Source organism: Actinomadura sp. 3N407, from assembly GCF_052245875.1.
Taxonomy (GTDB): domain Bacteria; phylum Actinomycetota; class Actinomycetes; order Streptosporangiales; family Streptosporangiaceae; genus Spirillospora.
Map to the genome: position 1 here is coordinate 330,429 of NZ_JBQQBP010000002.1, position 13,072 is coordinate 343,500.

The following is a 13,072-nucleotide window of genomic DNA, read 5'->3' on the forward strand; positions in this document are numbered from 1 at the left end:
GCGGCCTACCGGTCAGGGCTTTGCGGGGGGTGACGTGGATCTGTATGCGGCGTTCGCGGACGTTCCGCGTCCGGCGGAATTGCACGGGTGCCCGTGTTGTGTCGGCCCTGACGAGGGACGGCCGCTGCTCGCCCACCCGCTCCGCGACCTCACCGCAGAGGACCTGGCCCGGTACGCGGCCAAGGCGCTGAACACCTGGGGCGGCCCCGAGGAGTTCCGCTACTTCGCACCGCGGCTGCTGGAACTGGCCGCCGACGACGCTTTCGGCTGGCCGGACCCGGAAATCGTCTTCACCAAGTTCCGTGAGGCGGGCTGGCACGATTGGCCCCAGCGCGGGGCCGTCATCGCGTTCTTCCACGCATTCTGGACGCGGACGCTGGCGGGCTATCCCACCTGCCCGTCCGTGGACACGGCCCTTTGCGCGCTCGGCGGCGCAGGTCCCGACATGGGCCCCTTCTTGGACGAGTGGGGCGCACTGACGTCCGAACAGGCCATCAGGCATCTGCACGAGTTCGTCAGCCTTGAACCGACATGGCGACGACAGCGCCCGCGGCTGGGGAACGCTTTCTGGGACACCTCGTCCCGTCCATATCGGCAGGTCGTCGCGTGGCTGACCGGCGGTCCGGCGGCCGACGCCGTCAGCGCCGCCTTCGCCCGGCTGGAGGACGAGGCGGCACTGCAACTCCTGGAGGAAATCGACTCCCGACTAAGGCCGAACTCACCGTGATTCCCTCGGCCCGTCCACACTCCGTCACGACAGGAGGACCCGACCGTGTCCCGCTCCGTGCTCTACATGTCCATGTCGCTCGACGGCTTCATCGCCGGCCCCGATGACGGCCCGGAGAACGGCCTCGGCACCGGCGGCGAGCAGCTGCACGCGTGGCTGTTCGACGGCGACCACGAGGCCCGCGGGGGAGTCGGCCTACCGGTCCTCCGGACCGACGCGGCCAGCGTTCCGGTGGTCCAGGAGATGTTGGCCACCGGTGCCGTGCTGACGGGACGGCGCACGTTCGAGGCGGCCGGCGGCTGGGGCGGCGACCACCACGACGGCGTCCACATTGAGGTGTTCACCCGCTCCGAGGCCGGCGACGACGCCGTCCAGGGCCCCAACGTCCGCTACGCCACCGACGGCATCGAGGCGGCCATGGCGCGGGCCAAGGAGGCCGCCGGTGACCGCGACGTGATGGTCCACGGGGCGACGACGGCGCAGCTGGCGCTGCAGGCCGGAGTGCTGGACGAGCTCGAGATCCACCAGGTCCCCGTACTGCTCGGCGCCGGCCGGTCGCTCTTCGGCGCGCCGGGCTCGCCCCATCAGCTCGACCTCGTCCGCGTCATCGACGCCCCAGGGGTCACGCACCTGCGCTACCGCGTGGTCGGCTGAGCACGCCTGGCGCCGTCGCCGGTCCGGATCGACTCGTCCACCGAGGCGAACCAGCTCGTGCTTCGCCCGCCGCGACTTGACTTGAGACATCAAGCGTCGCTCAGGGCGTGAGCCGGGACGGTTCGCGTGGTGCGGCGGCGGAGATAGTGGACGGTCAGGATCGCCAGCAGCGGGCCCCAGGCGAGGAACGGCGCATAGGCGAACGTCATCAACGCCGCCGCGAACCCGTCCGGGCTCTCCGGGGCGGACATCGCCCCCGCCCAGTTCGAGGCTCCGGCCACGCCGATGAGCGTGACCGCGGCGGCACCGAGCGACGCGGCGCCGACGGCGAAGGAGACGGGCACGCGGCGTCCGCCGACCAGCGGGAACCGGCGTGGGAAGACCTCCCCCCACGGCCGCACCAGCCCGAGCGCGAGCAGGGCGAAGAGTTCGGCGAGGATGCTCAGCGTGAAGACATAGGGCGTCCCGAACGGATGCGGGAAGTCGGTGAACCCGCTCCCCTCGGTGAATCCCACCGGCACACCGAGACCCAGGGCAATCCGCCACAATCCGGACGGCAGCACGGTGAATGGGATGATGTGGGCGATGCGGTCGGCCCACGGGGGAACCGGGCGAGCGGTGGTCATGGCGGCCTCCCTTTGCGCGAACGCTTCTGCACGCACGCTTCTGCGCGAACGCTCCTCTGTACGAACGCTCTTCATGCTCATCGGCCGCGCCGTCCTGCACCTCCCTCCAGAGACCCGGTGCCGTCCCCCACCCGAGTGAAGCGGTAGGACTAAAGCGGCGGCCACGGCACGTCGCACGAGGCGGCCACCCTCACACGGCCGTCTTCATCGCCGTCCTGATCATCACCGTCGTCGCCCACGCCGTCGCGGCCGCCGCGTTCCTCGTAATGGGGCACTGACACAGGCGGGGCCGGTCAGGCGTCGAGAACGCCCAGGGGGTCGGCCAGGAGCGCGGCGAAACCCAGTTCGGCGGCGCCCGCCAGGGTGGAGTCGTATCCGAGCGCGGCCGTCCGGAGCGCGACACGTTCGCGGGAGACGGGCAGGACGCCGGCCTTCACGCGGGCACTGACCTGGGGCGCGGACCCCCGGTAGATCTCGCTCAGCATCCCGCCGAAGACGACGACGCCGGGATTGAACAGGTTGATGAGATTGGTCACGCCGATGCCGAGCCAGTCGCCGACCCGGTCCAGGGCCGCGCGGGCGGCCACGTCACCGTTCTCCGCCGCCTTCACGACGGCGCGCACGCCGTCGCGGCCGATCGGCCCGCCGGTGCGTCCGGCCGCCTCCAGCAGCGCCGACTCGCCCACCTCCGCCTCCAGGCAGCCACGCGAACCGCAGTTGCACGGACGGCCGTCATACGGATTGACGATCATGTGCCCGAGTTCGGCGGCGTAGCCGTCGTCACCGTCCAGCAGCCTGCCGCCGACGATGATGCCGCCGCCCACCCCGACGTCCCCGTGGAGGTAGACGAGATTCCGGCTGCCGACGCCCGCACCGCGTTCATGCTCGGCGAGGGCGCCCAGATGGGCTTCGTTGCCGACGGCGACGGGCAGCCCCAGTCCCAGCCGGCGGCCGAGAGCCGGACCGAAGTCGACGTCCGTCCAGCCGATGGTGGGCACCAGGCGCACCTTCCCGTCGGCGGCCCCGATCAGGCCGCAGTACGACGCGCCGACGCCCACGCATGTCGCGCCCGGGGGTGCGGCGGCCACGAGCGCGCCGCCGAATTCGGCGAGGGCGGTGACCACCTCGTCCAGGTCGTCCTGGCTGCGGCGCCGTACCGTCTCCCTGCGCTCCAGCACCGTGCCGCCGAGCCCGACCCTCGCGGCGACGAGCCGGTCCACCGCGACATCGAAGGCCAGCACGTACACCTGGCTGGTCGCGGGACGGACCACCAGCGACGGCCGGCCCGCCCGGCCCGTCGTCGCCGAAGTCTCCTCACGCACCAGGCCCGTCGCCGCGAGCTTGGCGATCAGCGTCAGGATCGTGCTCCGGTTCACGCCCATCCGGTCGGCGAGCTCGGTGCGCGACACCGCCCCGTCCCGGTGCACCTCACGCAGCAGAACCCCGAGCTTGCGTTGCCGAGTCGCCGGCGAAACCCGCCGCCCCGTGCCGGTGCCGCCCGACACGAGAGAGGACGACACTGCTCCTCCTCTCACCGTGCGACACCACCAAGTTACCCAAGCGACCGTGCTCGGAGCCCGTCCGCCGACCTTCTCGTACTGGCGCGCAACGCTCGGACGCTCGACATACCAGTGATACACCGGCCGATTTGGGCAAGCCAGATGCACATGGGCGCGGCCGTAAAGATTCCGTAAACGGGTTGCGCCATGCTCCAGGGAGTCGAGGTTGAAGGCCACAGGCCGGACGGATCCGCCGTCCTCACCCGAACTCGACCCGAACACGAACACGAACACGAACACGAACTTGAGCACGAACTCGGAAGGGACGTCCCGTGCGTAAATTCAAGCTTCAGGTCCAGACCAGCGTCGACGGCTACATGGGCGGCCCGAACGGCGAGATGGACTGGATGACCTTCCCCTGGACGGACGACATCAACGCCTACATCGACGCGCTCACCCAGCCGGTCGACACCATCGTGCTGGGCCGCAAGCTGGCCGAGGGGTTCATCCCGGCCTGGGAGTCCGGTCCGGAGGGTGAGGACCAGGCATCCATCGACTGGATGAACAACACGCCCAAGGTCGTCATCTCCGACTCGCTCACCGAGTCGCCGTGGAAGAACGCCACCGTCGCCGGCGGCGACCTCGCCGAGACCGTGAACCGGCTCAAGGCCCAGCCGGGCGGCGACATGATCGCCTACGGGGGCGGCACGCTCGTGGCGAACCTGATCGCGGAGGGCCTGCTCGACGAGATCCACCTGTTCGTCAACCCGACCGCGCTCGGGGAAGGGATGCCCGTGTTCCCCAAGCTGGACTCCCACCAGCGGCTTCAGCTCGTCACGGCACGCCCGTTCGACTGCGGGATCACCGCCCTGCACCTCGAACCGAAGCGCTCCTGAGCAGGCGAACACACCACCGTGGCCACGGACGATCGCCGTGGCCACGGGTGATCCGGCGTGATCGCCCCCTCGCCGAGGGCACTCACATCCGTGTGCCGTCTGCCTCCCAGCCCGGTCAACCGTGGGTCTGCGCGAACCGTTCGCGGTAGGCGGAGGGGCTGAGGCCGGTCTGGCGCCGCATCTGCGCTCACAGGTTGGCGGTGCTGCCGAGGCCGCTGGCCTGGCGACCACGTCCAGCCTCGGCTCGCCGCGTTCGATGAGGGTGCAGGCCAAGGAGACGCGTCCGGCGGTCAGCCAGGCGAGCGGAGTGGTGCCCAGCTCGGCCTGGAACCGCCGGTGCAGGGCCGCCGGGCTGACGGCCGCGCGGGCCGCCAGAACCGCCACGGTCAACGGACGATCCAGACGTTCCCGTGCCCAGCCGACCAGGGACGCCAGAGACGTGTCCGGGACCTCGGGCACGGGACGTTCGAGGAACTGCCGTTGACCGCCGTCACGATGCACGGCGAACACCTGGCGGCGGCTCACCGCGTTCGCGACCTCGGAACCGTGGTCACGGCGGACGATGTGCAGGCCGAGGTCGAGCGCGGCGGCGCTGCCGACGGAGGCCAGGACGTCGCCGCCGTCCACGAACAGCACGTCCGGTTCGAGGCGCACCGCGGGGAAACGGGACCGCATCAGCTCCGCCCAGCACCAGTGCGTGGCGGCGCGGCGTCCATCGAGGACCCCCGCCGCCGCCAGCGCGAACGCGCCGGTGCAGAAGCTGACCAGCCGGGCGCCGCGCCGTGCGGCGCACTGGACCGCGTCCAGCACCGCCGGTGGCGGGTCCACCTCCGGGTCGGGCCGATTGGGGACGATCACCGGGTCGGCGTGCTCCACCGCCGCCAGATCCGCGACGCCCGAGATGGTGAAGAACCCGGCGTGCATGACGGCCATGCCGCCCGCGGCGCACAGCCCGAAGTCGTACCACGGCCGTCCCAGTTCCGGACGGCGCAGACCGAACAGTTCGGTGGCCACCCCGACTTCGAACGGGTTGGAACCGGCGTCGACGATCATCACTACGCGATGCGAGGATTCGTGCGGCGTCACGCGACGATCACTGATGATCTGCGGCAGACAGCCGGTATGTGGTGCCGCTGCTGCCCTGCACCCAGGCGTCGGGCAGAGCCGAGGCCAACGCGTGCTGGGCACGCCAGCCGGTGCAGTGACCTGGGACGACGAGGCTCGGGCCGAACTCGGTCAAAGCGTGGACGGTGGGCGCAATGACCGGTTCGAAGGCCGGGCCGCCCAGGTGCAGCCCGCCGACGAGGGCGTGCAACCGGTCCACCCCCGTCAACCGCCTCGCATGCCGGACGATGTTGATCGCGCCCGCGTGACCGCAGCCCGTCAGCACGACCAGCCCCCGGTCGCGCACGTTCACGACGAGAGCCTGATCATCGGTCACCAGCGGGTCGTGGACCCACTCGGTACCCGTCCACGCCTGATGCGGGCGCGGCATGCCGTGCTCGAACTCCGTGGTGCGGTCCACCTCCCCCGTGATCAGCACACCGCCGTCCAGCAGGAGCGAAGGCTCACGGCGTTCGATGACCTCGAAGCCCTCCCCGTCCAGCGCCCGCTTGCTCAAGGTGGGGAGGTACTCCGTCTCCCGACCGGGCACCGCGAGCCGTCGCTTCGTCCACGCCCGCGGGTGCAGCACCATCGGCAGCGACCGGACGCCGCCCCCGCGCGCCAGCCCGGCCAGCCCGCCCGCGTGATCGAAATGACCGTGGCTGAGCACGACGGCCCGGACGTCACCGAGGTCGATCCCGATCCGCCCGGCGTTGGTGACCATCGCGTCCGGGGACAGGCCGGTGTCGAACAACAGCGTGTGCGAGCGACCGGCCCGGCGCACCGTCACCAGCGCCGAGAAACCATGCTCCGCGATCATTCCGGTGGGGGTACGCCCATCCTCGAACTGCGGCGCCTCCACCATGCCGGCGCCGAACCCGACCCGGCGGGTGCGCTCGCCGTCCGTCAGCAACGCGTCATAGACGTTGTCCACCAGGGTGACGATCTCGACTTCGTCCACCGGTTCCAGCGCAATGGGGTCAACCGCCGCCCCGGCCGCCGGACGCGGCATAGACGCTACAGCTTCCCCCTGTGTGCCCGCTGTCTCGCACATAACAGCACCCTAACCTCGGCCTCCACCAGAGGCAGACGAGCCCCGACACCGGTGGACGACGACAGGCCGCCTGCGCCACAACGGAGGAACCCGCGTCCGCAGCCGACGCCGGCAACGCTGGGGCCGCCGACGCTGGGGCCGCCGACGCCCCAAAGCTGCATGACCGACCCGGTGAACGTCGTGGTCACCGCACTAGGCACCCAAGTTTCAGGAGTGCCGTCCTATGTCACCAACGTCATGAGCCGCAAAAGCAGTAGACGGTGGCATCAGGGCGCGGTCAGGCGTGGCTGCGCGCGAAGATGACGGCTCCCGGGGAGTCCTCGTCCGGCCCGATGACCAGTTCGGCCTCGATCGTGAACCCCGCGTCACGAAGCCAGCCCGCGACCTTGCTCGGCCGGCGGTGGTGACTTTCAACGTTGATCGGGCGACCCGTGTAGCCCTCGGACGTATGTCGTGTCTCGTCACCAACGTGAAAGCCGACCAGTAGCGGACCCCCCGCGCGCAACACTCGGTGGAACTCCTCGAACACGCCGGGCACGGCGTGGTCGGGCACGTGGATCACGGACCAGAACGCGAGTACGCCGGCGACCGAATCGTCCGCCAGGTCGAGGGCGGTCATCGTCCCGACCTCGAAGCGTAGGCCGGGGTAGTCGTGCCGCGCGATGGCGATCATCTCGGGCGAGATGTCGATGCCGAACGCGTCCACTCCGAGGTTGTGGAGATGACCGGTGACGTAGCCCGGCCCGCAGCCGACATCGGCGACCGGCCCGCCTCCGGCACCGTGCACCAAGTCGGCGAACAATGCCAGGCTCGCGCGTAGATAAGGCCTCCCATCAAGCAGGCCACGCACCTTCTCGGCGTATCCGGAGGCGTCGGTGTCGTACGAAGAGCGGGTATCGGACAGCCAGGTGTCAGGCATGGGCGACACGGTAGCCAATCCGTCAACCTCCGGGCGCTGGCAGGGGCTGTTGATCTGCGGCGTGCTCGCCTTGGTTGCGCTTGGTAAGACGAACACGCCGCAACATCAACGAAGTGCGCGTGACTCAGCGGAGGCAGGTGGTCACCGCACTAGGAGGGGAGGCCCGGTGTGGAGGTGTGGCGCCTTCACACCGAGCCCTGGAGACTCGCCGATCGCGGGACCTACCCAGCAGAGCATGTGGGGGTCATTCCGGTGCCGCTCCCGGTGCCCTGGAAGCCGAACTCGGTCGACTGGCCAGGAGCGATGGAGCCGTTGAAATTGACGTTGGCGAACTCGACCGTGCCGGTGTTCCCATTACGGTCGGCGTTCCACGCGTTGGTGATGCTGGTGCCCGGCGGCAGGGGCATGGTGACCGTCCAGCCATTGACCGGCGAGGAACCTGCGGTGACTTGCACCGTGGCGACGAAACCGCCCGTCCACTGGTTGATCGACACCGACGCCGAGCAGTCACCGGTCGGTGCGGTTGTCGGCGGGGTGGTCGGGGTCGTCGGGCCTTCGGAGAGGGTGGGAGTCTGCCAGTCCCGCCACTCAGCCAGGTTGCCGGCCTTGCTGCTCGAGATCCTGAATGTGCCAGACGCATTGCCGGTCTTCAGCAAGAACTTCTGGATGTTGGCCTGCAAGGGCGCCTGCCATTCGGACCGGTCAGCGCAGTGGCTACCGTCCTGAATGTCGGACCAGTAGGTGATGTTGTCTCCCGCACCGAGCGCCTTGTAGACCTCCGCCCCGGCCAGGGCCGCGACACTCCCCGACCTGGCAGCCAGCCAATCAATGTGAGGGTTCTCCATGACGAACAAGCCTCGCGGCGCGATCATGGCGACCATCTCGTGCGTATCCACCGGCAGCGTGGTCGGGTTGCCCGTGAAGGAGCCGAACGCATCGCCAAGCCACGGCTGCTCGTCATATGCGCTGCTCAGAGGCTGGGCACCGCTCTCCCCTGGAATCCCGCGGAAGATGGGAACACCGGCGCTACCCGACTCGATCGGCATGGTCAGAGCAATACGCTGATCGAACGCGCCGGCAGCGAAAGCTCCCTTTCCGTAGCGCGAGCATCCCGTGACGCCCATCGCATCCGCTTTGAGGATGTTGCCACCCGACTGCTCAATGACATCGATGATGCGGCTCGCACCCCAGGCCCAGGCGGCCAGCAGTCCGGTGCTGCTCGTGGCGCCGTAGATGCCGTAGAACGCGCCTTGCTTGTTGTTCCGTCCTGTGCCCTCTTCCCCGACCGCGAGAGGGTCGTAGCTGATGACGGCGGCACCGGCGGACCTGATCGTGTTCGTGTCCGCTCCGAATCCCCCAAGTACAATGACGGCCGGGAAAGGTCCGGTACCGCTCGGCAGTTGGACGCCCGCTGAGAAGCTGGCGGTTCTGCCGTTGTGCGACACATTGACAGTGATGTTGTTATTCGAAACCGTCCCAGTGACACTTGCCGGTTTTGCGGGCTTCTCGCCGTAGACGTATCGCTCCGCCAGTTCCTTGATTTCTGCCCGTCGGCACCGCCAGTCGGACTTGGTGGTGATGCGCGTACCGTCCAGCTTCCTGAAGGGATCGGGGAGCTTGGAGTCGGCGGGCAAAGAGCCGGGGACAGTGACCTCGCAGTCGGCGCCCTCGTCTTCAACGGACGAGGCCGCCACGAGGCTGCCGGCGGCGGCCTCGGCAATTGTTGTTCTCGCTATTACCTGTACCGCTCCAGCGATCGCAAGCGCCGCTATCGCCAACATGACGATCGTCGCACGCAGCATGGAACGGCCCGAGCCGATGACCACTAGGGCCCTCCTTCCAGGAGGCGTTGAAGGCTGCGCAGCGATCGATGATCACGGATGTCGACAGTCCCGAGTTTCAGATGAGGTAGCGAGACATGTCAATGGCGCCCCGGGATGCTTTCATTTCCTTTCATAGGTCAACGAATGATGATCAGTAAGCGTCGCCGGGTTTCGCGCGGTGTTGGATGTATGGAAGTGGTCCCGGTTGTGCGGGCGGCATCCGGCCTGCCCTGGGCGATCTCCTCGCTGGGCGGTCGACTCGTCGAAACATTTTCGCTGCCCGACAGATGTCACGCATGTGCTGGGTAGGGCTGGGCCGCTGCCATGTAGGACGTTCCGGACAGCTTTGCACGGGCGATCCGCCGCCTCCTTGGAAGCCAGCAGGCGTGGCATACGGGAAACACCACATGACCGCGCTGCTAGATCTGCTGGACGGTACGCCCGAGGGGCGGTCGAGTCGGCTGCTCCATCGGCCGAGTCGGCTGCTCCATCGGCCGAGTCGGTTGTTCCATCGGTTGAGTCGGCTGTTTCATCGGTCGAGTCGGCTGCTCCACGTGCCCGCCGTCTGTCCGAGGGGTAGAGGAACCCGGCGGCTGGGCTGGGGACGAGTCGCTCAGGCGATCAGAGGTTCAACTCGTCCCGCTTCACGACCACCGGCGCTTGAGGAAGGCCTCCGTGGGTGACAGCACACCGATGGCATCTGTTGCGTCCTAGGATTATTCGAGGCGCGATCGCGGCGACTACATCGACTCAATATAGGTCCGTGTTTCGTTGTTCTGGCTGCTGGACTTCACTGGCTCGATTTCTGTGTTCGGGGTTGGCGGTTCGGCGGTGGGGTGGCGCTGCGTACGGGGCCGCCCCTCCAAAGTCAAGGGCGCTTCGCGTCGCTTCGCGATGGGACTCCGTCCCACCCTTGACTTCGGAGCCTCTGCGGCCCCTGAGTGCAGCTTTCGTCGGGCAGGCTCCGCCTCCCCTCTGCCCGACGCGCCACCCCACCGCCCAGCTCACCAACACACAGACCCCACACCCGGCCACGGGTGCGTCCGAAAAGGCAACCCCGAAGTTCGATTCTCCAACTCACCGGCTCCGACTAGCCGCAGAGTGACAATAATCAAGCCCATTTCTCGGCCCGGTCGCTTTGATCAACCGGTATTCTTTTCCCATGCGTCCGATCACCGTCGATCTCGACGAGGCGTCCACCATGGAATTGGTGCACGCCGCAGCCGCGATCGCCGCCCAATTGGCCGGACGCACCCCACCCGAATCGGCGGCCGCGTGCATGGAACTCGCCGAAACCCTGGCTGCGGCATCGGACGCGCACGAAAGCGCCCTGGCCGGCCTGATCGGGCGGGTGGACACCGCCGGAGAGACACGCCGCTGGGGCCTGCCCTCCACCCAGGCGTGGCTACGATCACGGCTGGGCATGCGCGACACCCGCGCCAAAGAACGCCTCACCCTCGCCCGGCAGCGGCACCGCCTGCCCGAAGTAGCCGACCGGTGCGCCGCCGGAACGCTCTCATTCGGGTACGCCGCCACCATCGCCGGTGCGGTCGCCCGCCTGGACGACACCGACTGCGCCAAAGCCGAAACCGTGCTCCTCGACATGGTCGAACAAGGGTTCTCGGCCGGGAAGATCGCCGCGTTCGGCGGCCGGATCCGAGACATCATCGCCGAACGCGACGACACGGAGGAACCCGACACCGACACACGACGCGGATACCAGCGGTCCTGGATCACCTCCACACGGTCCCTGGACGGCGGCCGGTACATCAAGGGCTGGCTCAACCCCGAAGACACCGCGATCTGGGACGGCACACTCGCACCCCTGGCCACACCCACCGGCGACAACGACCACCGGGACCTGCCCGAACGGACCGCGGCGGCAGTGTCCAGCCTCCTGTCGGGCGGCCACCAGGCCACCAAGGTCACCGTCATCTGCGACCTGGACACCCTCACCGGCGGCACCGCCCCCGCCCGGCTCACCGACGGCACCCCGATCCCCGCCGCCCAAGCCCGCCGCATCGCCCTGACCGCCGGCGTCTCGCCCCTGCTACTGGGACGCGGACACCTACCGCTCTACCTCGGCCGCCGCCAACGGTTCGCCACCCCCGCCCAACGCCGCGTCCTGGAAACCCTCTACCCCACCTGCGCCGTCCAGGACTGCCAAGTCCCCGGCACACTCTGCGAAGTCGACCACGTCAACGGCTGGGCCCTCGGCAACAGCCCCACCGACATCGACCAACTCGCCCTGGCCTGCGGCTGGCACAACCGCTTCAAACACACCAACGCCGAACAAATCCACATCGCCCGGCACGCCAACGGACGCTACATCTACCGCGTCCTCCCGCCACCCCACACCGCACCGACAAACCACCCACCAACCGAACTCGGCTGGGCCGCATGACGCCCAGAATCGTCGGCTACCCGAACGACACCGATCTTGGCCGCTGGCAGGTCTCAATGCCGGGCTGGCTGGGCCTGGGGTGTGGTGTCGGACGCGGTGACTGCTGCGGAGATCACGCTGATGCGCCGGTCCAGGGGGCCTCGGCCGCCGGTGCGCGCAGAGTCCGGGCGCACTCACCGCAGGTGCCCACGGCTCTGTCAGCGTCAGCGCACGGACCCGGCGGAGACGGGCTGGGCTGGCAGGACGTCCAGCCGATGTATCTCGGCCGCCGGCGCAGGGTGTGCCTCCCAAGGCGATGTCCGGGCGGTCAGGTTGTGCGAGCCCGGCGATGACGGGACTCGTCAGCAGGGCACGGCTCCTCCCACCGCGCTTGGCGATCCCTTGCAGGGCGTTCCCAGGACGGCTTGGGTGCGGGCGCGGCCGAGGCGGCTTCTCCGGGGAACGCCTAGTCAGGGTTCCCTGTTCGCGGAGGCTGATCTGCTCTTACCTGTGGAGGCCGGTCTGCTCCTGCCGGTCGACTGCGGTGAAGCTGGGGCGCGAGTTGGGGAGGTCTGGGCGGTTGTCGGTGGTGGGGAAGCGCGGCGCGCGCCGCCTACCTTGATGCCCCGGTCGGTCGGATGTGCGGTGAGAGGCGTGCCGCCGCCTCGGGTGCCTTCGATGGTCGGCGACAGGTGCGGGGAGGAGGGGCGAGCTGCGGTGGTTGGGCGGTTCACTGTGATGGGAGTGGCAGGATCGGGTCATGCGTAACGACGTGATGCTCCGGCCGCTCAAAGGTGAGCTGCTGCTGGAGTTGTTGGATGCCGCCGTGGCGGACGCGGATCCTCTTGAGGTGATGCCGCCGGTGGCCGGGCCACCGGGGTGGACCACCGAGCGTCGGGACGAATTCTTGCGTTTCCATCGGTCGAGGGCGCTGGCGGCCGAACCGTTGGAGGCCACGTATGCCATCGTCGTGGGGGCGGCGGTGGTGGGAGCTGCCCGGCTGTGTCCGGTGGAGAGTGAAAAGAGGCGGCCGAGGCCGGAGTGTGGATCGGACGTTCCCATCGGGGTGGCGGCCTCGGCGGTGCCGTACTGGAGCAACTCCTGGCCTTGTGGGCTGTGTGGACGCTCCGTCCATGCTGCTGCCGTCGCGGCGTGCCGCGCGCATCTCGGGGTCCGCGGATCCAGGTGTGCGCCCGGGCCGGTGGGGGGCTGATGGCCGCGGGCGCATGCGCTGCGCCCGGCGGCCGGTTCTTCGAGATGCGGCACCCACTGTCTGAGCGCGACTCAACGCCCCGCAGCAGCTCGTCCGCCTCGACCCTCTCATCAGATCACTGCCGACCCGAACCGACGCCGACCTCGACCTGGTGGAGGCGCCGCCATCCCTCAC

9 protein-coding genes are annotated in these 13,072 nt (G+C 69.0%); 4 read left to right on the forward strand and 5 right to left on the reverse strand.

The window, feature by feature from the left end; translation table 11 throughout:
- Positions 1–34: 34 nt before the first annotated feature.
- Both ACTWPP_RS05610 and ACTWPP_RS05615 read left to right on the forward strand, forming a co-directional pair.
- Positions 35–727, forward strand: coding sequence for a hypothetical protein (locus ACTWPP_RS05610; RefSeq protein ID WP_443103000.1), 693 nt, complete (start codon positions 35–37; stop codon positions 725–727).
- 45 nt (positions 728–772) lie between these two features.
- The gene (locus tag ACTWPP_RS05615) at positions 773–1,381 is read left to right on the forward strand and encodes a dihydrofolate reductase family protein (protein WP_443103001.1); all 609 of its coding nucleotides are present in this window, start codon (positions 773–775) and stop codon (positions 1,379–1,381) included.
- A gap of 89 nt (positions 1,382–1,470) precedes the next feature.
- Here ACTWPP_RS05615 and ACTWPP_RS05620 read toward each other — a convergent pair whose 3' ends face one another.
- Together ACTWPP_RS05620 and ACTWPP_RS05625 are read right to left on the reverse strand one after the other, a co-directional pair.
- Complete coding sequence (locus ACTWPP_RS05620; protein WP_443103002.1) at positions 1,471–2,007, reverse strand: hypothetical protein; 537 nt, start codon at positions 2,005–2,007, stop codon at positions 1,471–1,473.
- Between the two features lie 293 nt (positions 2,008–2,300).
- Positions 2,301–3,527 carry an ROK family transcriptional regulator gene (locus tag ACTWPP_RS05625; protein ID WP_443103003.1) on the reverse strand — a complete coding sequence of 409 codons (1,227 nt, stop codon included), beginning with the start codon at positions 3,525–3,527 and terminating at the stop codon, positions 2,301–2,303.
- 311 nt (positions 3,528–3,838) lie between these two features.
- On the opposite strand from ACTWPP_RS05625, the gene ACTWPP_RS05630 reads away from it, so the two are divergent.
- On the forward strand, positions 3,839–4,402 hold the full coding sequence (locus tag ACTWPP_RS05630) for a dihydrofolate reductase family protein (protein ID WP_443103004.1): 564 nt from the start codon (positions 3,839–3,841) through the stop codon (positions 4,400–4,402).
- A gap of 1,093 nt (positions 4,403–5,495) precedes the next feature.
- Here the strand turns inward: ACTWPP_RS05630 and ACTWPP_RS05635 are convergent.
- The 3 genes from ACTWPP_RS05635 to ACTWPP_RS05645 form a co-directional block, all read right to left on the reverse strand.
- Positions 5,496–6,467 (reverse strand): MBL fold metallo-hydrolase, encoded by a 972-nt coding sequence (locus ACTWPP_RS05635; protein ID WP_443103005.1) that lies wholly within the window; start codon positions 6,465–6,467, stop codon positions 5,496–5,498.
- 370 nt (positions 6,468–6,837) lie between these two features.
- A complete protein-coding gene (locus tag ACTWPP_RS05640) occupies positions 6,838–7,575 on the reverse strand; it encodes a class I SAM-dependent methyltransferase (protein ID WP_443103006.1) in 738 nt (245 codons plus the stop codon).
- Positions 7,576–7,700: 125 nt separating this feature from the next.
- Positions 7,701–9,305, reverse strand: coding sequence for a glucuronyl esterase domain-containing protein (locus ACTWPP_RS05645; RefSeq protein ID WP_443103007.1), 1,605 nt, complete (start codon positions 9,303–9,305; stop codon positions 7,701–7,703).
- A 1,159-nt stretch (positions 9,306–10,464) separates the two neighbouring features.
- On the opposite strand from ACTWPP_RS05645, the gene ACTWPP_RS05650 reads away from it, so the two are divergent.
- Entirely contained in the window at positions 10,465–11,706 is a 1,242-nt protein-coding gene (locus ACTWPP_RS05650) for a DUF222 domain-containing protein (RefSeq protein ID WP_443103008.1), read from the forward strand.
- Positions 11,707–13,072: the final 1,366 nt, after the last annotated feature.